The sequence below is a fragment of the Chryseobacterium sp. GM_Chr_2 genome (assembly GCF_026540445.1).
Taxonomy (GTDB): domain Bacteria; phylum Bacteroidota; class Bacteroidia; order Flavobacteriales; family Weeksellaceae; genus Chryseobacterium.
In genome coordinates this window covers 153,957-175,910 of record NZ_JALNUD010000002.1, presented here as the reverse complement: position 1 = coordinate 175,910, position 21,954 = coordinate 153,957, and the positions used below count along the sequence as shown (strand labels likewise).

Sequence of the window (21,954 nt, the reverse complement as noted above, 5' to 3'; positions counted from 1 at the left end):
TTTTAGAAGTTAACGTTTAAACCAAATAAGAATGATCTCAATGTAGGGTAATTGTTTAGCTCTACCCCAGCTAATCCGTAAGGATTTCCTTCTGCATTAGCATCTGTAGCACTGTATCCTGATAATTCAGAAGAATATCCAGAGTATTTTTGCCATACTACAGGGTTAATAGCACTCACATACAATCTAATAGATTTTACATTTTTCACAACATCTTTGATGGTGTACCCAATAGAGATATTATTTATTCTGAAATAATCTCCGTCTTCTAAAAAGAATGTAGAGGCGATAGGAATTACTGTAGATGGTTTTGGATTAGCAGCATTGGTATTTGTAGGAGTCCAGTAGTCGTTTGCTACTGAAGCCTCTATATTTTCACCACTGATTCTCTGCGCTTTCTTACCATTATACACTTTGAATCCAAAAGCTCCATAACCGTTCGCGGCAAAATCCCAGTTTTTATAGCTTAATGATACATTGATTCCCAATGTAGATTTTGGAATATAAGAATCAAAATACTTTCTGTCTCCAGCATCTGCACTTCCTGTAATTCCGTTACCATTCAGATCTTTATACTTTAAATTTCCATTGGCATCATAACCGTCAGCCTCCCATAAATAAAAGCTTCCTAACGCATGTCCTACAGTCGATGCGTTAAATAGTTTTGTCCACTGACCATTTCCTAAATCACCTCCGCTTAATTGCGAAATATTTTTACCTGCATCTACTCTGGTTAATCTATTTTTATTCATTGAATAGTTTGCTCCCAAAGAGTAGCTCCAATCTTCTCCAATTTTATCTGCCCAGTTTAGGGAAAATTCCAAACCTTTGTTTACTACTGCACCCATATGAGAATAATAGGTTTCAGACTGTCCTGAAGTAATATAATTAGAAATTCCTAAAATTAAGTTTTTAGTCTCTCTGTTATACGCATCAACTGAACCGCTTAATCTGTTATTAAGAATCGCGAAATCTAAACCTACCGATGATTCTTCAGTAATCTCCCAACCTAATGAAGGATCATAACCTCTGTTTACGGTAATACCATTGCTTACAACATTTTCGTTTCCAAAACCGTAGTTATAAACTGTACCTGAGTTAAGAGGTAAATAGTTCAACGGAACTCTTTGATTACCTAATCTACCCCATCCTCCTCTTAGCTTTAAAAGGTTGAAGAAACCATCTTTCATGAAATCTTCTTCAGACACTACCCAACCTGCGCCGAATGATGGGAACGTTCCCCACTTTTGTCCTGCAGCAAACTGAGAAGATCCGTCTCTTCTAATAGTAGCACTTAACAAATAACGATTCATTAATTTATATTGTGCTCTTGCAAAGTAAGATATTGTTGTATTTCTATCTCCTTTAACAGATAATAAATTCTGTACATTATTTACATAATCAAAATCTTTAAGATTCCAGTAATTCTGATCTGTTAGTAATAAATTTCTTCTTGTAAGTGTTGTCGTATCTAAACCATTGAATACTGTCGCTTCAGTACCTACAGTTGCTTCAATATCATGAACTCCAAACTTTTTGTTATATGTTAAATAGTTGGTAAGTGACCAGTTATAATAATCTTCTTTCTTGTTGACAAGAGTATTTCTTGCGTTTGTATTATTGAAATCTCCAATAACTCTTGTAGGATCAGCCGCTAACCAAACAGCTACCGCATCCGTAAAGTTATAAGATTTATAGTTCCCGTATTCACCACTAAACTGAGAAGTGAACTTTAAGCCTTTCATGATGTCAATATCTAACTTCAAGCCCCCTTGCATAGTCATCGCTTTGCTTTGTTGATTATCAAAGAATAGCTGACTAACAGGGTTACCAATGTTATTGAATTGAGATCCTGTATAATCTACCACTCCATTCCCGTTAACTCTAGGAAGACCAAATTGCCCAGAACCGTAACGAACAGGCACTATTGGAGATTGTTTGTAGGCTGTTGTGAAAGCACCTAATGGTTTAGGCGTATCTTTTGTGAAGGCTACACTTAAATTTTGAGACAAAGTAACTCCTTTAGCAATTTTGAATTCGTTATTTGTTCGGATTGTTGAACGGTTATAACTAGTTCCCTTAAGAATGGATTCTTCATCATAATTGTTCAAACTCAAGAAATACTTTATAGATTCTCCAGCTCCAGAAATTGAAACATTGTGTTGGTTGTACATTCCTGTTCTTGTAATCTGCTTATACCAATCTGTATCTACAGGTTGGTTAGTAGCAAATTTATTTTCTCCAAGAGCAATATTATTATAGTTAGCAAATTCTGAAGCATTTGCCATCTTCACAGTTTTAAGTGGATTCCTAATCCCAACTAAACCGTCATAAGAAACAGTTAATTTTCCTCTACCCGATTTTGTTGTAATAATTATTACCCCATTTGCAGCTCTGTTACCATAAATAGCTAATGCCGCTGCATCCTTTAAGATATCATACGTTAAAATATCATTAGAGTTGATATTATTGATATTATTTGCAAACATCCCATCTACTACATATAGAGGAGTTCTTCCTCCCGTAACAGTACCCATACCTCTGATCATTACCGTTGGTGTAGAACCAGGCATATCAGAAGCAGTTACCTGCACCCCCGCCGCTTTACCTTGAATGGCCTGTGAAGCATTAAGAACTTTCGTTTTAGTAACCTCTTCAGCGCTTATTGAACTGATAGCAGTAGTATTATCTACTTTCTTACGGCTACCGTAACCAATCATTACTACTTCTTCGATTTTCTGTTCTTTGGGAACAGTATCTTTTGGCGTAGTTTGTGCATTCACATTCATACCAAAGTACAAAACAGCAATGAGTGATGAATACTTTAAATCACTTTGTTTCATATAGTTTAATTTTATTCGTACAATCAAATTGAGGTAAGGTTTTGTAAACCTTTTTATAATGCCTTATTTCAAATCATTTTGTATTTCTCAAAAAAAGACATTAGCCAAAATTATAAAAATATCCGTTATATTGTTAATCTTTCATAAAAATTTTAAAAATTAACTATAAAAAAAATTAATATTCAACAAAATAATAATTAAAAAGAGATTTTATCAATATAAAATGTATTTTAAAAAAAATAATGCAATCGATTTTCCACCTATCTTTTTAATAAATCTCCCAAAAAAACGTTCTAAGCTTAAAATTTTGTTAAACAGAATATAGTGTTTAAATTTGGTTCGTTATTTGAGAAGATATAAAGTTTAAGAATTATAAATGAAAAAATACATTATCGCTGCTGCTTTGGTTATAGGAACAGGCGCAGTTATTACGACAAGCGTTCATTCTTGCACTACGTTAGCAACTACCGATTTGGGACTTTCCATTATTAAAAAGTTTTTGCTGAACGGAATCGACAAAGGCGTGAATGTTTACAGTAATAGAGATGCATTCTTACAAAATAATATGGTGGATAAGGCACTTCCGAAGCAGTTGAGAGAGATCAATTCCCTATTGGAAAAGGTAGCTCCGTCTTTGGTACAAAAGGAAAGAGCCTATATTGCCGATGCAGCCGTATACACCGTAAATATTTCAAAACCAATTTTGGTAAATGCAGTCAATAGCCTGAATGCGCAAGATGTTACAAGAATCATCAATGGTGAAAAAGGAACAGCCACTTTGATTTTAAAGGAAAAAACTTCACAGCAGTTGATTGCAGCCATCGCTCCGAAAGTTGATGAGCAGCTTAATCAATATGGAATTGTAAAAAGCATTAATACCGCTTTATCAGGAAGTAATTTTCTGGGAAGTCTTTTAGGAGGAAATACAACAACAGTAAATTCTGGTGGATTGAGCCAATTAGCTTCTGAACAATTAGTAAACGGGATATTCAATATCATCGAGGATTATGAAATTCAGAACTCGAAATCACTTTTAGGACCACTTGGAAAATAGAAAATTTTTCACTATTTTTATATATATTTAAAATTTGTAGATGGATATATTACAAGGAAATCAACATGCAAATCCTGAGGACTTTTATCAGTCTTTAAAGGATAAACTGGAAGGTCACCACGATTTTCCGGAAGACTATTTATTTAAATTTATCATTCCGACAGACCAATCAAAACTTACAGAAATTTACAAGGTTTTTGATGGCATCAAATTCACGCTGGGAAACCGCGAAAGTAAAAACGGAAAATATACTGCCTGCAACATCAACGCATTTGTTTTAGACGCAGATCAGGTGGTACATATTTATAAAGAAGTTGCAAAAATAGAAGGTGTTATTCTATTATAAAAAAGAAAAAAGTCAGCGTAAATGCTGACTTTTTAGTTTATATATTTAAATTAAATCTTAATTCTCAATAAAATCTATCACTTTCTCGATAGGTCTTCCGATGATCGCTTCGTTTCCTTTAATCAAAATTGGACGTTGCACCAAAGATGGATTTTCACTTAAAATGACTAACCATTCTTCTTCAGAATATTCTTTATCCGCAAAATGTTCTTTATAAAGCTTTTCATTATCTCGAATAATTTCAGAGACATTGTTTCCTAATTTCTTCAATACCGTTTTTATCTCTAAAATACTCAAAGGCTCTTCCACAATATTAATTACCTCAAAAGCAACTTTATTTTCCTTCAAATATTCCAACACCGCATTGGATTTTGAACAATTCGAATTATGTAAAACTTTAATATGCATTTCAAATGAGATTTAAATTATTCACTACAACTTAATTAAAATAAACCGTTGAGTTCCGCTTCAATTTTTTCTAAAATAAATCCAAAATCTTCAGGCTTTTCTACGAAATCCAAATCATCTACTTCAATGATCAAAAGCTTCCCTTCCGTATAATTCGAGATCCATTTTTCATATTTCTGGTTTAGTTTAGAAAGATATTCGATGCTAATTGACGCTTCATATTCTCTTCCTCTTTTGTAGATTTTTTTCACCAGATTCGGAACATCAGATTTAAGATAAATTAAAAGATCCGGCGCAGAAACGAAAGATTTCATCAAATTAAAAACTGAAGAATAATTGTTAAAATCTCTGTCTGAAAGAAGTTTCATATCATTCAAATTCTCTGCAAAAATATGAGCATCTTCATAAATGGTACGATCCTGAATAATGTTTTTTCCACTTTCTCTGATCTCTTTTACCTGACGGAATCTGCTTCCCAAAAAATACACCTGCAATGCAAAACTCCACTTGCTCATATCTGCATAAAAATCTTCCAGATACGGATTATGATCCACATCTTCAAACTGTGCATCCCACCCGTAATGCTTAGAAAGCATCGTCGTTAATGTCGTTTTTCCTGCTCCAATATTTCCTGTAACCGCAATGTGCATATTTTTCCTTAAATGTTTATGATTAATTAAAAAAATAAATTAAACTCCCAATTTCTGAACCTCGCCAATTTCTTCAAAAAGCTTCAGCATATCAAAAGTATCCGACTTTTCCGAAGATTCGTCTTTCTTCTTTTCTTCTGAATTTTCTATCGATTTTTTAGCGGACTCAGGTTCTTTTTGTTGTTTAATTTCTTTTCTGTTTTCCAGGCTGTAAAGATAAAGTTTGTTCGCTCTGATTTCAAAATAAGAAAGGGTATTTTTATCCACAATTTGTGCATCAGGATCTTCAAAAACCTTCACCATACCTTTTTCCGGAACATATTTTAGAATAGAATTATTCGTAATCACGAGAATATTATCGTTTTCACGACGAAATCTTTTCCCATTCAGCACTTCTGCTTCAAAGAGTTTTTCCAACTTCAAATTAAATACTCGTATATGTTTTCTCGTGAGAATGTATACTTTATTTTCATACACCAAAAGATCCATCAGATCATCAAAACTGCCATCCAAAGGATAAGAATTGATCGTCGTATCGTTTCTGAAATTATACTGAACCAGCCTTTTCATGCTATCATCCAACAACCAAATCTGTTGCAGATCTTCAGCATACGCCATTTTAATAAATCCGAATTTTTGCTTGAAATCTACCTTCTGAATTTCATTAAGATTCTGATCTACAAATTTCATTTCCTGAGCATTTTCGGAAAACATCGGCACACTTAAAGGATTCTGAACCGTCTGAATTTTAAATGGAACCGTCACCATCAGTTTCCCAATCTGTTTTCCTAAAGAATCATATTTTGTAAAGCTGAAATCTTTGTTTTTATAGATATACAGATTCCCGTAATCATCGGCAAGCATATCCTTCGCTTCCTTCAATTTTAAAGAATCTAAAGGAAGGGCTTTCTGCGCAGAAACGGCACAGAATGCAAAAACAAATATTAAATGTAGGAATCTCAAATTTTATTTTGGTAAAGATAACTTTCTTAAACGGAACGTCTGCAATTTACAGCCTTTTATTTATACTTAAACGAAGTTTATATTTTAATATTATTTGAATGAAACTTCAAAAATTTTCGCCCAGTTTTTCCCTGTTATCAGCATATTATCACCTTTAAAGGCAATTCCGTTTAAAACATGTTCGCTGTCTCCGCCATCATTTTCGGCCGTCAGTTTTGTAAAGTCGAATTTGCCTACCACTTCTCCGTTAGCCGGATTGATTTTCAGAATAATTGGTCTGTGCCATACATTAGAATAAATAAAACCGTTGTGATATTCCAGTTCGTTGATCTTTTCGAATGCTTCAGTATTTCCTGCAACAGCAAGGGTTTTCACCACTTTTGAAGGATTATTCACATCAAGAAAAAACAGATTTTTAGAACCATCTGTTGCAATAAGGTTTTTGCCATCATACGTTAATCCCCAGCCTTCCGCAAGATCATTAGGTAAGGTAAATTCTGAGATTTTTTTCAATGTATTTTTATCATACACAAACCCTTTTCTATTTTGATAGGTCAACTGATAGATTTTATCACCTACAATGGCGCAACCTTCAGAAAAAATATCCGCGGGCTGTTTAACTACAATCATAGGATCAGTAGATCCCAGCGTATATTTGATGAGTTGAGAATCGCCTGTTAAGCCATCGCTTTCGTAAATGAAATTACCATCCATCTGAAAACCTTCAACAAAATTTTTCGGATTATGAGGATATTCAGCAACAATTTGATAATTAATATTCTGTTCAGGATTTTTAGCAAAAACATTAATAGTCGCATCCTGATTTAAAGTCTCGCCACTTTTAGTTTTAATGATAAAAGAAACATTATTATCTCCCAAAGAAAAAAACTTCGGATCCACCGTTAAATTGGAAGTTTCTTTGTCTCCAAAACTGATGGTAATAGCTTCTGCATCATCGGTAACCTCTTTTGGAAGTGTAATTTTATCGCCAAAATGATAACCCTGCTCCTGCTTCGAATTATTGTAATCCGCCAGCATATCCATCATTTTTTCTTTATTATTACAAGAAGCCAGGAAAAATACCGTGGCAAAACCTAGGACAATATTTTTTTTCATTGAGTTCTGAATCATTTTTCAAAAATAGTAATTTTAAACCTATTTAGCCTGAGTTGAAAGTAATAGTTCATGAATAATTGGATGTAACTTTGGATTAATTTTGAAAAGTTTTTATTTGATAAAAGTTCTCGATACATTTTTCTTCGTTTCACTGCGAAAAACACTCGAACAGAAGTAAAAAACTCAATTCTTTATAACAAGAAAATAGCGCTCCAAAAAGGAACGCTAATGTATTTTATTGATAGAGGTTGATTAATTACTTAATCTGAACTTCATAGATCTTCGGCCAGTTTTTACCTGTAACCAACATATTTTCGCCTTTAAAAGCAATTCCGTTTAAGACATCATCACTTCCTTTTGTATTCTGTTTCGCAATATCGGTAAAGTCAAATTTTCCAACCACTTCACCGTTGGCAGGATTAATTTTTAAGACAATCGGTTTCTGCCAAACATTGGCATAGATAAATCCGTTGTGATATTCAAGCTCATTCAGCTGATCGTATGCTTCCGTATTTCCTGCAACTGCAATGTATTTCACCATTTTTGAAGGATCTTTCGGATCTAAGAAATACAACAGCTTACTTCCGTCTGAAGCGATAAGATATTTCCCGTCATAAGTTAAACCCCAACCTTCACCAAGAACGTTCGGATAAGGAAATTCAGACAACAATTTCAAAGAAGCTTTGTCATAAACATAGCCTTTTTTGCTTTGCCATGTCAACTGATATACTTTATCACCCACGATTGTACTGCCTTCAGAAAAATCCTCAGGAGCCTGCTTTGTAGCAACCAAAGGAGTTGTGGTTCCCAAAGTATATTTTAAAATTTGTGAAGAGCCGTTTTGTCCGTCACTTTCATAAATCGTATTTCCTTCTACCTGAAATCCCTGAACGAAGTTTTTTACATCGTGAGGATATTCAGCAACAATCTGATACGCGATATTTTTTTCAGGATTTTTCGCAAAAACATTAATGGTAGCATCTTGCGTTAACGTTTCCCCGCCTTTTGTTTTAATATTAAAAGTTACAGCATTATCACCCAACGTATAAAATTTCGGATCGATAGTAAGACTTGTCATTTCTTTATCTCCGAAGCTGATGGTAATGGTCTCCGCTTTATCTGTGATGTCTTTCGGAAGATCAAGCTTGTCTCCAAAATGATATCCTATAGTTTCTTTAGAGTTATTAAAATCTGCTAATGTATCAAGAACTTTTTTATCATTATTACATGAAGCCAACATCAAAACTGCTGCAAAACCTGCTATTATATTTTTTTTCATTGAAATCTAAATATTTTTCCCAAAAGTAGCAAATTTTATTCCGCTTTACGAATTTTGGGCTGAGGGTTTACCAAATTGTAATATAACCGATTAATTTAAATAAACTATTGTTCCAAATGCGGTTTCAGACTTCTTCCGATAATTCCGTCCCAACCTTCAGCAAAAGATTCTCTTGAAAAATTTTCGCCCAATTCTTTTAACTGATCAATTTCATCATGAATTAATGTAATTACCGTTTCGTCACCTTGTTTGTTGAGTTCCCAAGTTACAGTCGTTGTTCCTTTTGAAAGTTCAGGAAAAGCCCAGGAATATTTCAGTTTTTTATTCGGAATGATCTGTAAAATTTCACATTGATGATGATATTTCTTCTCATTGCCCGGTTCGTAAAAGTTGAATATTTTCCCAACTTCTAATTCAAAATCAGGAATATCAAAATACCATGATTTCATTTCATTTTTATCCGTGATTGCGTTCCATACTTTATCGATGGGTGCATTTATTTTATATTGAACAATAATTGGGATGCTCATATTTTGATTGAAATTTAATTCTAAATGATATTTTTTCTTTTTAACTATGTGCAAATCCTGTAATCTTTGCTTCATCAAAATCCAGCTGCATTTCAATGGTTCTCATCACATGATCGTCGAAAATCTTTTCCCGTTTCATACGATGAAGTTCATTTCTCTGCGCCTGAATGATTTGTCTCATCACATCTTTATTTTCACTCATCGCTGTTGCATAATCGCCTGTCGAAGCCATACATTGCGCCTTATCTACCATCATCATCATTTCGTTTTCCAGCTTATGTTTTTGATGCTGAACAAGGCTGTTCGTTTGTGCAAGATCCGAGAAATCATTTTCCAATTTATGTAAAGCAGTTTCTTTTAATTTTCTCATTAAAATAACTTCCTGTTTTTCTTCAGGCAACTCACTTCCGGCATCATTTATTTTTAAAAATTTCAAAATCGGAGTTAATAACAAACCTTGTCCGACCAATGTAATTAAAATAATCACAAACGTTACAAATAAGATAATGTTTCGGTGAGGAAATGCTTCGCCATTAGGTAAAAATGCGGGAATCGACAATGCCGCAGCCAAAGAAACAACCCCTCTCATCGCCGCAAAACTAATGATAAAAGGCTCTCGCCAATCAGGTTTCGGGGCTTTTAATCTTAATTCTTTAGAACAAAGCCTTGGAAAATACATTAGCGCATAACTGTATAAAATTCTGGTTCCGATAATCGCACCACCAATTACAACACTGTAAAAAATACCTTCTGAAATCGTGTAATCTTTCATGGCAGCCACCACAACGGGTAATTCCAGACCAATTAAGATGAAAATAATGGTATTCATCAAGAAAATCAGGACACTCCAAACGTTTCCGGACTGAATTCTCGAAGTATGACTTAAGTAACAATGTGAATTATAAGACATCAACAAACCTCCTGCAACCACCGCCAGCACTCCGGAAAAGTGGAAATGCTCGGCTCCGACATACATGATGTAAGGGACAATTAATGTAATAATGGTATCGATATTGGAATTTGACGGAATAATTTTAAGCAAAGAACCGAAAAGCAATCCCGCGCCTGCTCCTACGGCAATTCCGCCAACTGCCATTGTGAAAAAATCTTTTACCGCTTCTCCAAAAATGAACTGACCTGAAATAACGGCTGCTAAGGCAAATTTAAAGACAATTAAACTCGATGCATCGTTGATTAAACTTTCGCCTTCCAGAATACTCGTGATTTTTTTCGGAATTTTCATGTGCTTCAAAACCGAAGTTGCCGCCACAGCATCCGGCGGAGAATTTACGCCTCCCAACAGAAATCCCATCGCCACCGTAAGCCCCGGAATAATGGATGACGACAAATAAGCAACGACGATGGAGGTTAAAAATACCAATCCAAATGCCATCGAAAAAATCTGCTTTCTCCATTTGTGAAAGTCTTGCCATGAAGTAAACCATGCTGCTTCAAACAAAATTGGAGGAAGAAAAATAAGGAAAACCAAATCGGGTTCTATTTCTATATGTGGCATGCCAGGAACCAAACTTATCAATAATCCTGCGATAACGAGGAAAATAGGATAAGCAACTTTCAGTTTTTGCCCGATCATTACCAATATCATCACAGACAACAATACCGCGATTGATATAATGACGTATGTGTGAATCATTTTATGTATGTTTATTTAGTTAATTTTTTTTATTTTTTTTAAAGAACAATATTATTTTTTGCTGTAATTGGCGCAGGAAGATTTTCTTCATCCAACATATCACGCATATCGATTTCTATTGTTCGGCTGATCTGCGTAATCGGAACATCGTTCGGGCTTCCTTCAAAAGGATTTACAGAAGCCTCTCCTACACTATCCAATGTATGAAAACACCATGTTACCAATAATGAAAACGGAATATTGAACCATAAAGTCAATCCTTCAAGCACTGTTCCGTCACCTAATTTGTCAAATTCTTTTAATAAACCAAAAGGCACAAAAAGAATGAATAAAAGCAACAAATAAGTCGTAATGGAAGAAAAATTTCTTGGATAAGGAAAGTTTTTAATTCGTTCTGCTTTTCCCTGATTATCGGTAAACTTTATCAATTGCTGATTAATTTGCGTCCACTGAAAATCGTTGATTTCTCCCTTTGCATAGGCTTCCGACAATTCTCTACTTTGACTTGCTATCAGCTGTGTCGCTCTGTTTTTCTTGCTTAAAATATATTGAAGCTCCGCCTCTGAAAGGTAATTTTTCAGTTCCTCATCCAACTTAGACAATCGTTCTGGAATATCATATTTTCTGGCATATTCATCAAACTGCGCCGTATCCATATTTTCCCAAGTTCTCGTCTCACGAAGCTGAAAACGAAGCGCCGTTAACCATGCATAATGACGCAGAAACATCTCTTTTACTTTACCTGAATTTTTAGATGAAAGAGAATCTCGCAAAATATATCCGAAACTTCGGCTGTCATTAATAATTGCTCCATAAATCTGTCTGGCTTCCCAAAGTCGGCTGTAACTCGCATTATTTTTAAAACCTACGATGAAAGCAACCGCCGTTCCCATAATTGCAATCGGTTGCCACGGAAACGAAAGGAAAGTACATCCTAAAAAGTACAAAATGGTAGGAATCGATGATAAAACTGTGAGCCAAAGGATACTTCTCTTTGTCCAGACCGCAAATTCGCGGGCTCCAAATCTTTTTCCTGAGTGCATAGTGTTTCGTTTTTAATAGTTTATTGTTATTATTTTTTAAGGGTTTTAACACTCAGCAAAATTTGTTTCATCAAACCCTAGTTTTTAGTAAACGGAATATTGTTATAAAAACCAATCTGAACCTGTCCGCGGTTTCTGTTCTCCTGAATCTGGTTCATATATCCCGCTTCCACTCTCATATTTTTATTGATTACATATCCCAACGCTCCGTACACCCTGTTTCTGTCGAAAGTCGGACTGTTCAAATGAAGAAAAATTTCATTATAAACAGAACCATAAAATGTTTTCGGAAGTATTTCTTTATTATTGATCGGAATATTAAGTCCTAAAAAATAACGAAACCTCATCCTGAAATCATCTTGCAAAAAACGTTCTTCCAAACGGTAACGATGCTGAAGGTTGAATCTTCCAAACTTTTGTTTTGTAATATATTGCTGAAAAATTCTGTGTTCTATATTTTCAGTTTTTTCACCGTTTATATAAGGTTGACTTAAAATAAAACCATAACCCAACAAAATATTGTTATTGTTTTCCGTTAAATCATATCCAATTCCGGTACGGATCAGGAGTTGCTCCAAATCTCCTCCCATATCAAAATTTCTATACTGGATCTCGTTATGAAAATTTAATTTTTTACTGATTTTATTATTTCCAAAATACATATACCAAGCTCCCAGATCATTTTTTTGGGCATACGAGAATGTTGCCGCCAATGAAAAAATGCTTAAAGCCAACGTTTTCAAAATCTTCATCTTCTTAAATTTTACCTTTATATTTATTATTAAAATCTATCAACTTTAAAAATTCAATATTAATTATCAATAATAAGCAAAATTTAATTGTTGTGAAAATTTTTCTTTTTCAAATAAAAGTTCCTGATCAACGGCTTGTTATGAAGGAACTTGCTCTGTCAACACATCATTTCCTGAGTTATCAAAATACGTACAGGTAAGATGAGTCAGATCCATTTTCCAGCCTTTAATTCCAGTTTCTGCACAGTCTTTACAAAAAGTAGGATAATCTGTACCGCCTTGCTGGTGAAGTTTTAACCTTGATTTAAATTCATCTAAATTCAAATCTTCAGCGATATTCATCATTTTATATTTTGCTCCTGTGGAAACAGATCGATTTTCTGCATCAAAATATTCTGCGTTGCCATCACTCACATAAGTCACATAATTTGCAACTCCCAAATCCTTGAGCGCTTTAATATAATTTGGAAAATCGGCACCGCTTTTTACTTTTTGGTGTTCTGCTTTAATTTCATCAATAGTGAATTTCATTTGTTTATATTTTTTAATTTTTATTTTAATACAAAGCTCATAAAGTATTTTATTCGCATTGAAAATATTTAAGTTAGTAGAGGCTTACTATTTAATCATAAATTTTAAACCTAAGCCCTATTTCCTGCAACCTAAATTCCTAAATCCAAATTTAAAAATTTTTGGAATGCAAATGTATTATAAAATAAAAACTGACGGAATGTTCCGCCAGTTAGTTTTTTCGATATTTCGTATTCAAAATATTAATCTTAAGGATGTTGCTGCATTTTAGCAGGATCGTCATAGTTTACCATCCAGTTAATCCCGAATTTATCGGTAAACATTCCGAAATAGGCACCCCAGAAAGTATCTGTTAAAGGCATTGTCACCTGTCCGTCTACAGAAAGTCCGTTGAACAATTTTTCTGCTTCTTCTTTCGATTCTGCATTGATGGAAATCGAGAAATTGTTTCCCATTTTAAGTTGAGAAGCATGATCACAACCCGCATCGCTTCCCATCAAAACCGTCTCTTTAGAAATAGGAAGAGAAACATGCATGATCTTGTCTTTATCTTCTTCTTTCGCTTCCTGACCTTCCATTGGAGGCATTTCACCAAAAGTTCCGATGTAAGGATATTCTCCTCCGAAAACAGACTTGTAGAAATCAAAAGCTTCTCTACAATTTCCGTTGAATGTTAAATAAACGTTTACTGACGCCATAATGTGTTCTTTTTTAAAGTTGAGTTTAAATTGTAAATATTATCTGTGCTGATCTATTAAAATCATATTACCATCCGGATCTTTCAGGTAAATATGTTCTGGTCCTTCAGTTGATTCGTCTGCTTCTTTTTCAATCTCAATTCCGTTTTCTTTCAGATGTTTCTGAATAGCACGAACATCATCAAAAGATTCAAGATTTTGAGCATTTTGATCCCATCCGGGATTGAAAGTAAGCATATTTCCGTCAAACATTGCCTGAAAAAGACCGATAATATGATCTCCATTTTTCAGGATCAGATAATTCTGATCGATATTCCCCGCCATCTGACTGAAACCTAATTTTTCATAAAAATCCTTCGATTTCTGAAGGTCTTTTACACTTAAACTAATTGAAAATGCTCCTAACTTCATATAGATTTTCTTCTGTAACGATTTAATTATTGATTATTCAACTTTGTTTTAAAGTTCAAAGTTCCGTCATAGCTTTTCCAGTCGCCTCTTAGTTCAATTGTCTGTCCTTCTACTTTTTCTGTGGTTTTATTCCACTTAAAAGTATAAACAAATTTTCCTTTGAAAAGCCCTGAATGCTTTCCTTTATTTTCTTCAGCAAATTCATATTCACCAAACACAACTCCTTTTTTCTTGGCGTCTCTGTATTTTGTGATCGTCAGTTTTCCTTCCAGTTTTGCATAGGTTTTATCAACAAGCGAATATCCTGAAACAAAATATTCCTGATCATTTTTTTTATTCTGTTCAGAAATATTGATCTTCAGTTTAAGTTGCTGCTTATCGTTTCCAATCGTTCCACTGTAAGGCTTGCTGTTATTCAGCCATACATTCGAAATATCAGGCATTTGCGCCATTGCAAAATTGGAAGCTAAAATGAGGAATAATAAAAGTTTTTTCATGTGTTTTGATTTATTTTTAAACTCCGAATTGAGATAAATGATGATTTAAATGTTTAGCAAACATATTATTCCACTCTTTAGAATTTAGTTTTCCAAAAGAAAAAGATTCTTTTCCATCAAAAGCCGAAGCTCCTAACTGTTGAGTTTTTTGGATAAAACCAATCAGTCTTTTCTTTTCATCATCAAAATTCTTTCTTCCCTGAACCAAAAACTGAGGCGATGTAGGAGAGTCTCTAGGATATGCTTTTTCACCCACCACTTTAGGTTTTACGAATCTTTTAAGGATAAATTTTGCAATTGCTCCCGGTTTTTTATGTTTTTCCGGCTCGTATACCATTTCATATGTGATGCAGCAGTGCGCCAACATTTGGTCTACCGTCATTTTACCCCATAATCCGTGGGTATCTTCCACCAGTTTATTTATTCTATCTATATAATTCTGAGCATCTTTCGCATCAAATACATTTTCCATAGCTGATTTTATTTGTCAAAGCAAATATATCAGTTTTTTTGTATCATTTTTCAACTCATACAAAAAATAGTAAAAACACTGAACTACAATAAATTCCGCGCATACTTTGGTATAAAAATCTCAGTAGCATCAGTGAAAATCTATGCTGTTTACAGGAAATAAAAACAGTATTCATGGCTAATAATTATTTTTAACGCTAAGTTCGGAAGGATATTTTAATCGTACTGTTAATTTTTCGTTCGCAAGGGCGTTTTACTAAACTAATGATAGCCATGTTGAATTTCCGTAGCATCTGAACACAAAGGCTTATAGAGATTTTTTACTACTACCTGTTTTTAAGCTTCACAAAGCCGTTTCACTTATAAAAGCCATAAACGTTATCAAAAAAGAAAATCAACACGATTGTGTGTGAAAATCTTTGGAATCTGTGGGAAATAAAAAAATTCGTGCATTGGTGACTAAAAAATAATCAATTCAAATTATCAGAAGAATTTTCGCCGGAAATTTCAACAGATTTTGGATTTTTAAACATCAGCCACATTTTAATTTTTAAAGTAATCCAACCTAAAATGGCGTAAACAATTAAAAGAATACTTAAATGTTTCAAATACGGATATGTAAGTTCTACAGAACCTTTCTGAATCAATAAAATTTTAAAAGCCTGCAAAAAAGGTGTTAATGGAATAATATTCGCGATAAACTGTACAAAAGCTGGCATCGCATTCAAAGGCCAGGTAAAACCACTGATGATAAAAGCCGGAGACGCAATCACCATTAATATCTGGGTAGCTTTTAATGCATCTGGGATCAAAATACTGATCAAAACCCCTAAAAATGAAGCTGAGCCAACGAAAACTGATGTTAATATAATAAAGTTAAAAATCCCTTCCGGCATCGGAACCTTGAAAATCATGTGCATAAAATAATAAACACTCACGATTAAAATTGAAAAAATCCAGATGGGAAAAACTTTAATCAACATCGTTGGAAACGCCCATTTTCGCATTTTTGCATATTCTTTGATGAATGTACCGCCTTGAAATTCTGCGGCAAAACTAACTGCCATTGCCAGTAGAATAACCTGCTGTAAAACTACGGCCAACATCGCCGGCCACATAAAAATTAGGTAATTTCCAGTGGTATTGAATAAGGTAATATAATTGACTTTGAAAGGCTCATATTGCGTTGCCGCTCTCGTGGCGGGCATTCCTGCTTTTTGCAATGCTTTAATAGAAACTCCCGCGGAAAACGTTCCGATCGTGAGCTGTAAAGCTTTTGATGCAAAATTAGCCGTTAAAACATTTCCTGTATTCACATAAACGTTGAGTTCCGGGTATTTTTTTTGAAGAATAGACGCTTCAAATTTCGATGGAATAATGACAACCGCCGCCGCTTCATGTCTTATCACCTCATCTTTAATGCTAAAAGGCTCCTGCAAATAACGAATTACCTTAATGCTTTTATTGTCTTCCAGCATTTCCGTTAACTGGCTCGACAAAGGCGTATTATCCCTGTCAATCACCAAAACAGGCGTATTTTCTACTTTTCCGCTTTTATATACGAAACCCAGCAATGTCGCATAGAAAATCGGTGCTAAGAAAAACACGGTTCTCAAGGTCGAATTGCCGATAAATAGCTTAAATTCTCTTCGTAAAAGTCGGAAAAATTCTTTCATAATTATTTTAGCAATACGTTTGAATTCACCAAAATATCTTTCGCTTTATTCATATCCTTTGGCTTAACTTTAATTTCATAAATCGCGTCCTGAAGCTGATAATCCGGATAGGCAGTTGTGATATCCGCATATTTTGTCAGTTGTTTGATATACAAAATTGTACCTTCTATTTTTTCTTTATTATAAGGAATTTCCATGCTTACAGTCTGCCCTTTTTTGTACCTTGAAATCTGACTTTCAGGGACTGTAAAACGGAAAAAAGTACTATTCGGAATATATCCGTTGAACAGCGCAAAACCAGCCGTTGCCAATTCTCCGGTATTTAAACTGATGGTTTCTATTTCCATATCATTGGTGGCAATTACATATCTTTCAGAATACGCAACATTCGCTTCCTGCAAAGCACCTTTTGCCTGAGAAGCTTGTCCGGCAGCCATTTCTACTTTTTCGAAACGGGTGCCTCTTTTGACATCGTCCAATTCAGCAACCACGGCATCATACTGAGCTTTTGCACCCTGCATTTTAGCATAAATTTCATCATAAGCCTGTGGTGACATCAAACTGTCACGGTACATATTCGAAGCTCTTTTGAAAGATTTCTGGGCAAAATCATATTGCTCTTTCAACCCTTTATACTTCGCCTGAAGCTGTTTCATCTGGTCGGCAGTCGCTCCGTTTTTTGCCATCTGTTCCTGAGCTGTGGCCGCACTTACTGCACCCTGAGCCTGTGCAATTTTAGCAGAAACTTCAGGAATATCAAGCAATGCCAACGTATCGCCTTTCTTTACCGTTTGTCCTTCTTCTACAAGTATTTTCACAATTCTTCCGGTAACTTTCGGAGCAAAAGAGATCACTTCTTTCTTTGTTTTCCCTTCAGAATCATTAAGATTTTCTTTTTTGTTGTCACAACTTCCCAACAAGAGCAAAACAGTACATAGTATAGAGAGATTTTTTTGCATCATTTTAAATTTTAAGGTTGATAAAGTTTAGCAATATCCAATTCCTGAGTAGACCTCATTAATTCTATTCCCGCTCTTCTTTGATTGAAAATTGTATTTTGATATTCGAGTTCGGCAATTTCCAGATCATTTTCGGCATCGATAAGTTGGGAAGATTTGCTAATCCCGTATCTAAATTCTTTTTCAGCCTGAACCAAAGCATTTTTCGCCAATTCTTTGGCTTTAGATTTCAATGCAATCTGAGCGGTGGCAATATCATAATTGGTTTGATTATTGGCTAAGTTCAACGTCAGTTTTTTGAGCGCATCTTCTTTTTGGTTTTGAAGAACTTCTTTACCAATTTTAGCGGTTTCTTCAGCATGTTTTCCTTCATTTCCGTCGAAAATCTCCCATTTGAAGCCTACTCCAGCTGTAATCAAAGGAAGAATATTAATATTTGTCGGGCGCCAATCCAATTTTGCACCCGTGTATCCAATTTCCGGAATAGCAGGAATCACATTTTCCGAAGTCTTTATTCTGCTCCCATACAATCCGATATAATAAGCAGATGCCATTAGCTGAACCTTAGGAATCATCCACGTTCTTTCAGCCTTTATTTTATAATCAGCCGCGACAATTCCATGCTCCAAAGCACGAATCTCGGCTCTCTGTTCGATTCCTTTTTCGGGAGATAATAATTCTACGGGTTCTAAGATAGGTTCAATTAATCTCAAACGTTCTTTGCTGATTCCCGTTAAAATATAAAGCTGCGTTAACAACAATTCTTTTTTGCCCTCATACTCTACCATCTTTGCATTGAGCGTCGCTTGGGCGAGTTCAATTTTTTTATGATCATAAGGTGTAATTAAACCATAACCCAGCGCTTTATCTGCCGTTTTTCTATTAATGTCTAATCTTTTTTCGCTTTCATCCAATACTTTTTTTGATTGATGAATTAAAGCCAACTGGTCATACGCTTTTGAAATATTGGCGACCACCTCATCTTTTGTTTTTTCGAGCAAGATATTTTCAGAAAGCTTTTTCTCTTCAATTGCTTTCTTTAAATATTTCACTTTTCCTCCAGAATATACCACCATTTTGGCATCGGCTTTTGCAATTCCTGAAAATCCTGAAACATTTAGATTGTTATTAAAACTGCCTTCCGGAATCCTGATAAATGGTGTTAAATTAATTTCAGGAGAAGTAAGGCGAGCCGTAGCATTAAGATATCCTGCCTGTCCGCTCATTTCCAACGTCGGAAGAAAGATATCCTTCAATTTATGCTCGTCAAGATCAGTGAGTTTGTTTTGGGTGAGCTGCATCTTCAAATCGGAATCGCGAACCATTGCACTATCCAAAAGCTCCCGGAAATCGGGTGCCGACTGTGCCCAGCCAAAGATGGGAAGCGTAAAAAAACCAAACGTAAAAATCAATAAATTGTTTTTCATGGTTCATGTTTACAACAAATATAATGCAAAAAACAATGTAAAATGACAAGAAATTCCCACAATATGGTGAATTTAAAACTAGTTTAAATTTAGTTTAACGAAAAACGTTTGTTAATCGGGTTTTAAGGAAAATCGTTTAAATTAAATTTGAGATTTGTTTTAATTGAAAATTTGTTAATCTTTACCGTTTTGGCTACTCCAGTTTTGTTCCTTGTTTTTCCCACATCATTTGTTAGTTGTAACCATCTCCGTGTACTAAGTTATATCTATATATTATTTATGCACAGTTAGAGAAATATCATTTACTTTGCGTAGGTTTTAATTAAAAATAAAATCAAGAAATTATACATGAGGAAGAATCCTACCATCCATCAAACTATGGGACAAAAATAATTTTAAGACTAATGAAAATAAAAATATTTCTTATTATCAGCTTCTCATCATTTTTTACGAGTGCTCAAAAAACAAAATTACCTCAATCAAAGCCAACTATTGATGAGTATTTTGGAACTAAAATCATTGATGATTACAGAAATTTGGAAAATTTAGATGACATCCAAAACATGGAATGGATGAAATCTCAGACAGCTTATACCAATTCTGTTTTAGATTTAATTCCTAAAAGGAATTACTATGTAGAAAAAAGATTAGAACTTGATACAAGGCAAGTCTATTCTGTATCAGATTTGAAGATAACAGATAATAATAAATATTTTTATTTAAAGAAAAAAGGAAATGAAAAAATAGCAAAATTATATTATCGAGAAGGATTTCAAGGAAAAGAAGAATTACTTTATGATCCTATTAACTACAAAAATTCAGAAAAAGATCATGATTTTATTATCAATTACATAAGTCCTAGCTTAGATGGTAATAAGATTGCTGTTTCAATAGCTGAAAAAGGTGTAGAGTTATCCGATCTGATTATTATTGATGTAAAAAAAAGACAAATCTACCGTGAAGTACTTACCAATACTGCGCCTGCTAGTTTTGATGGAATAAAATGGTTAGATGATAATAGCGGTTTTTTTTATGTAAATTTTTCTACAATTGATTCTAAATCTAAAGACTTTTATAAAAATACTCAGACTGTTGTTTATAAAATAGGAACTGATCCAAAAAAAATAATTGATGTTTTTTCTGCCAAAAACAATCCTGATTTAAATATTACTGAGGATCAATTTCCTATGATTTTAAATTCTGATATTGATGACCAGTTTTATAAAGGAATGTTGTTAGATTTCCAATCATACAGAAAAACATTCATAATCAATAAAAAAGATTTATTAGCAGGGAAAAAAAATTGGAAATTATTTTCGAAATCAAGTGATAAAGCTAAGAGTTTAGATTTTTTGAATGATCAAGTCATTTTTTTATCATACTATAATTCATCTTTAAATAAATTATGTAGAACAAATATTACTAATCCAAATTTTAAAAATGCTAAAGTATTAGTTCCAGAGAAAACAGATGAAATAATTAAAAGCTATAGAATAACAAAAGATGGTATTTATTACACCACTACTAAAAACGGTGTAGAAGCTAAATTGTATCTATATAAAGATGGAAAGGATAATGTAATTAAACTCCCTTTTCCATCAGGAAATATTGAATTACAGAGTAAAGGGAAAAATTATTCAGATATTTGGATTACCTGTTCTGGGTGGGCAAATGATGAGCAACGTTTTAAATATGATGTAAAAAAGGACTCTTTTATTCCAGAAAACATGGCTCCTGTGGCAGAATATCCTGAATTTAAAGATATTACTGTTGAAGAAATAAGTGTAAAAGCAAAAGATGGACAAGAAATTCCAGTTTCTTTAATTTATAATAAGAACATTAAAAAAGACGGCAAAAACATGGTATTGATTGACAGCTATGGTTCTTATGGAATTTCCTCTAATCCTTTCTTTGCTAAAACTTATTTGTTATGGGTTAATCAAGGAGGAATGGTAGCTATTGCACACGTAAGAGGAGGAGGAGAAAAAGGAGAGCAATGGCATTTAGGAGGATATAAAGAAACAAAGCCTAATACTTGGAGAGATTTGATAGACTGTACAGAATATTTAATACAAGAAAAATATACCTCAAGAGACAAAGTAGCTATTTGGGGAGCCAGTGCAGGAGGTATTACAGTAGGGAGAGCTATGACAGAAAGACCAGATCTTTTTAAAGCAGTCATAGCTGAGGTAGGTTCATTAAACATGCTTAGAGATTATACAAAACCTGATTCTCAGCCTAAAGAGTTTGGAAGCATAAAAGACCCAAAGGAATTTAAAGCTTTATTGGAAATGGACGCTTATCATCACATTAAAAAAGGAGTAAAGTATCCAGCGACTTTCATCACAGGAGGGATAAATGACCAAAGAGTTATTGTTTGGGAGCCTGTAAAATTTGCAGCTAAATTAATGGCTAATGATGCATCTTCTAATCCTGTATTATTAAAAATAGATTTTGAAGGTGGACATGCTGGTAACGTACCTGTTGCTCAACGATACGCTAATTTAGGCGATATGTTTGCATTTGCACTATGGCAATTAGGGCACCCTGATTACCAGCCAAAAGAAAATACAAAAAAATAATGTCTCGTTTTCCTTATCAATTTTTTGAGGAGTATGTGGTATGTACTCATCTATTTTTGAAGTA

Annotated in this window: 21 protein-coding genes; 3 read left to right on the top strand and 18 right to left on the bottom strand. The window is 34.0% G+C overall.

Going from position 1 to position 21,954, the window contains the following annotated elements; all coding sequences use genetic code 11:
- Positions 1–2: 2 nt before the first annotated feature.
- Positions 3–2,843, bottom strand: coding sequence for a SusC/RagA family TonB-linked outer membrane protein (locus OXQ85_RS04145; RefSeq protein ID WP_267402546.1), 2,841 nt, complete (start codon positions 2,841–2,843; stop codon positions 3–5).
- A 376-nt stretch (positions 2,844–3,219) separates the two neighbouring features.
- Here OXQ85_RS04145 and OXQ85_RS04140 point away from each other — a divergent pair, with 376 nt between their 5' ends.
- On the top strand, positions 3,220–3,897 hold the full coding sequence (locus OXQ85_RS04140; protein ID WP_267402545.1) for a DUF4197 family protein: 678 nt from the start codon (positions 3,220–3,222) through the stop codon (positions 3,895–3,897).
- A gap of 40 nt (positions 3,898–3,937) precedes the next feature.
- On the top strand, positions 3,938–4,243 hold the full coding sequence (locus tag OXQ85_RS04135) for a DUF493 family protein (protein ID WP_267402544.1): 306 nt from the start codon (positions 3,938–3,940) through the stop codon (positions 4,241–4,243).
- A gap of 57 nt (positions 4,244–4,300) precedes the next feature.
- On the opposite strand, the gene OXQ85_RS04130 is transcribed toward OXQ85_RS04135, so the two are convergent.
- The 17 genes from OXQ85_RS04130 to OXQ85_RS04050 all read right to left on the bottom strand — a co-directional run bounded on the left by OXQ85_RS04130 (position 4,301) and on the right by OXQ85_RS04050 (position 19,308).
- Positions 4,301–4,651 (bottom strand): ArsC/Spx/MgsR family protein, encoded by a 351-nt coding sequence (locus OXQ85_RS04130; protein WP_267402543.1) that lies wholly within the window; start codon positions 4,649–4,651, stop codon positions 4,301–4,303.
- Between the two features lie 35 nt (positions 4,652–4,686).
- Positions 4,687–5,301: a deoxynucleoside kinase gene (locus OXQ85_RS04125; protein WP_267402542.1), complete on the bottom strand. Its 615-nt coding sequence runs from the start codon at positions 5,299–5,301 to the stop codon at positions 4,687–4,689.
- A 39-nt stretch (positions 5,302–5,340) separates the two neighbouring features.
- Positions 5,341–6,264, bottom strand: coding sequence for a hypothetical protein (locus tag OXQ85_RS04120; RefSeq protein ID WP_267402541.1), 924 nt, complete (start codon positions 6,262–6,264; stop codon positions 5,341–5,343).
- A 90-nt stretch (positions 6,265–6,354) separates the two neighbouring features.
- Entirely contained in the window at positions 6,355–7,380 is a 1,026-nt protein-coding gene (locus OXQ85_RS04115; RefSeq protein WP_267402540.1) for a glutaminyl-peptide cyclotransferase, read from the bottom strand.
- 256 nt (positions 7,381–7,636) lie between these two features.
- Positions 7,637–8,659, bottom strand: coding sequence for a glutaminyl-peptide cyclotransferase (locus OXQ85_RS04110; protein WP_267402539.1), 1,023 nt, complete (start codon positions 8,657–8,659; stop codon positions 7,637–7,639).
- Between the two features lie 104 nt (positions 8,660–8,763).
- Complete coding sequence (locus OXQ85_RS04105; protein WP_267402538.1) at positions 8,764–9,189, bottom strand: SRPBCC domain-containing protein; 426 nt, start codon at positions 9,187–9,189, stop codon at positions 8,764–8,766.
- A 40-nt stretch (positions 9,190–9,229) separates the two neighbouring features.
- Positions 9,230–10,843, bottom strand: a complete 1,614-nt coding sequence (locus OXQ85_RS04100) for a Na+/H+ antiporter (protein ID WP_267402537.1) — start codon at positions 10,841–10,843, stop codon at positions 9,230–9,232.
- Positions 10,844–10,881: 38 nt separating this feature from the next.
- Complete coding sequence (locus OXQ85_RS04095; protein ID WP_267402536.1) at positions 10,882–11,886, bottom strand: bestrophin family ion channel; 1,005 nt, start codon at positions 11,884–11,886, stop codon at positions 10,882–10,884.
- Positions 11,887–11,963: 77 nt separating this feature from the next.
- The gene (locus tag OXQ85_RS04090) at positions 11,964–12,638 is read right to left on the bottom strand and encodes a DUF2490 domain-containing protein (protein ID WP_267402535.1); all 675 of its coding nucleotides are present in this window, start codon (positions 12,636–12,638) and stop codon (positions 11,964–11,966) included.
- A gap of 138 nt (positions 12,639–12,776) precedes the next feature.
- On the bottom strand, positions 12,777–13,169 hold the full coding sequence (locus OXQ85_RS04085; protein ID WP_267402534.1) for a DUF1398 family protein: 393 nt from the start codon (positions 13,167–13,169) through the stop codon (positions 12,777–12,779).
- A gap of 248 nt (positions 13,170–13,417) precedes the next feature.
- Positions 13,418–13,867, bottom strand: coding sequence for a VOC family protein (locus OXQ85_RS04080; protein ID WP_267402533.1), 450 nt, complete (start codon positions 13,865–13,867; stop codon positions 13,418–13,420).
- A gap of 39 nt (positions 13,868–13,906) precedes the next feature.
- The gene (locus OXQ85_RS04075) at positions 13,907–14,278 is read right to left on the bottom strand and encodes a VOC family protein (protein WP_267402532.1); all 372 of its coding nucleotides are present in this window, start codon (positions 14,276–14,278) and stop codon (positions 13,907–13,909) included.
- Between the two features lie 26 nt (positions 14,279–14,304).
- Positions 14,305–14,775, bottom strand: a complete 471-nt coding sequence (locus OXQ85_RS04070) for a hypothetical protein (RefSeq protein ID WP_267402531.1) — start codon at positions 14,773–14,775, stop codon at positions 14,305–14,307.
- 16 nt (positions 14,776–14,791) lie between these two features.
- A complete protein-coding gene (locus OXQ85_RS04065; protein WP_267402530.1) occupies positions 14,792–15,247 on the bottom strand; it encodes a DUF1569 domain-containing protein in 456 nt (151 codons plus the stop codon).
- Between the two features lie 469 nt (positions 15,248–15,716).
- Entirely contained in the window at positions 15,717–16,922 is a 1,206-nt protein-coding gene (locus OXQ85_RS04060; protein ID WP_267402529.1) for an ABC transporter permease, read from the bottom strand.
- 2 nt (positions 16,923–16,924) lie between these two features.
- On the bottom strand, positions 16,925–17,881 hold the full coding sequence (locus OXQ85_RS04055) for a biotin/lipoyl-binding protein (protein ID WP_267402528.1): 957 nt from the start codon (positions 17,879–17,881) through the stop codon (positions 16,925–16,927).
- Positions 17,882–17,892: 11 nt separating this feature from the next.
- Positions 17,893–19,308 (bottom strand): TolC family protein, encoded by a 1,416-nt coding sequence (locus tag OXQ85_RS04050; protein WP_267402527.1) that lies wholly within the window; start codon positions 19,306–19,308, stop codon positions 17,893–17,895.
- A gap of 404 nt (positions 19,309–19,712) precedes the next feature.
- Here OXQ85_RS04050 and OXQ85_RS04045 point away from each other — a divergent pair, with 404 nt between their 5' ends.
- The gene (locus OXQ85_RS04045; protein WP_267402526.1) at positions 19,713–21,890 is read left to right on the top strand and encodes a prolyl oligopeptidase family serine peptidase; all 2,178 of its coding nucleotides are present in this window, start codon (positions 19,713–19,715) and stop codon (positions 21,888–21,890) included.
- Positions 21,891–21,954 lie beyond the last annotated feature (64 nt).

Coding starts and splice junctions, on each gene's coding strand:
- OXQ85_RS04145 (WP_267402546.1), bottom strand. CDS start 2,843: ATGAAACAAAGTGATTTAAAGTATTCATCACTCATTGCTGTTTTGTAC.
- OXQ85_RS04140 (WP_267402545.1), top strand. CDS start 3,220: ATGAAAAAATACATTATCGCTGCTGCTTTGGTTATAGGAACAGGCGCA.
- OXQ85_RS04135 (WP_267402544.1), top strand. CDS start 3,938: ATGGATATATTACAAGGAAATCAACATGCAAATCCTGAGGACTTTTAT.
- OXQ85_RS04130 (WP_267402543.1), bottom strand. CDS start 4,651: ATGCATATTAAAGTTTTACATAATTCGAATTGTTCAAAATCCAATGCG.
- OXQ85_RS04125 (WP_267402542.1), bottom strand. CDS start 5,301: ATGCACATTGCGGTTACAGGAAATATTGGAGCAGGAAAAACGACATTA.
- OXQ85_RS04115 (WP_267402540.1), bottom strand. CDS start 7,380: ATGAAAAAAAATATTGTCCTAGGTTTTGCCACGGTATTTTTCCTGGCT.
- OXQ85_RS04110 (WP_267402539.1), bottom strand. CDS start 8,659: ATGAAAAAAAATATAATAGCAGGTTTTGCAGCAGTTTTGATGTTGGCT.
- OXQ85_RS04105 (WP_267402538.1), bottom strand. CDS start 9,189: ATGAGCATCCCAATTATTGTTCAATATAAAATAAATGCACCCATCGAT.
- OXQ85_RS04100 (WP_267402537.1), bottom strand. CDS start 10,843: ATGATTCACACATACGTCATTATATCAATCGCGGTATTGTTGTCTGTG.
- OXQ85_RS04095 (WP_267402536.1), bottom strand. CDS start 11,886: ATGCACTCAGGAAAAAGATTTGGAGCCCGCGAATTTGCGGTCTGGACA.
- OXQ85_RS04090 (WP_267402535.1), bottom strand. CDS start 12,638: ATGAAGATTTTGAAAACGTTGGCTTTAAGCATTTTTTCATTGGCGGCA.
- OXQ85_RS04085 (WP_267402534.1), bottom strand. CDS start 13,169: ATGAAATTCACTATTGATGAAATTAAAGCAGAACACCAAAAAGTAAAA.
- OXQ85_RS04080 (WP_267402533.1), bottom strand. CDS start 13,867: ATGGCGTCAGTAAACGTTTATTTAACATTCAACGGAAATTGTAGAGAA.
- OXQ85_RS04075 (WP_267402532.1), bottom strand. CDS start 14,278: ATGAAGTTAGGAGCATTTTCAATTAGTTTAAGTGTAAAAGACCTTCAG.
- OXQ85_RS04070 (WP_267402531.1), bottom strand. CDS start 14,775: ATGAAAAAACTTTTATTATTCCTCATTTTAGCTTCCAATTTTGCAATG.
- OXQ85_RS04065 (WP_267402530.1), bottom strand. CDS start 15,247: ATGGAAAATGTATTTGATGCGAAAGATGCTCAGAATTATATAGATAGA.
- OXQ85_RS04060 (WP_267402529.1), bottom strand. CDS start 16,922: ATGAAAGAATTTTTCCGACTTTTACGAAGAGAATTTAAGCTATTTATC.
- OXQ85_RS04055 (WP_267402528.1), bottom strand. CDS start 17,881: ATGCAAAAAAATCTCTCTATACTATGTACTGTTTTGCTCTTGTTGGGA.
- OXQ85_RS04050 (WP_267402527.1), bottom strand. CDS start 19,308: ATGAAAAACAATTTATTGATTTTTACGTTTGGTTTTTTTACGCTTCCC.
- OXQ85_RS04045 (WP_267402526.1), top strand. CDS start 19,713: ATGAAAATAAAAATATTTCTTATTATCAGCTTCTCATCATTTTTTACG.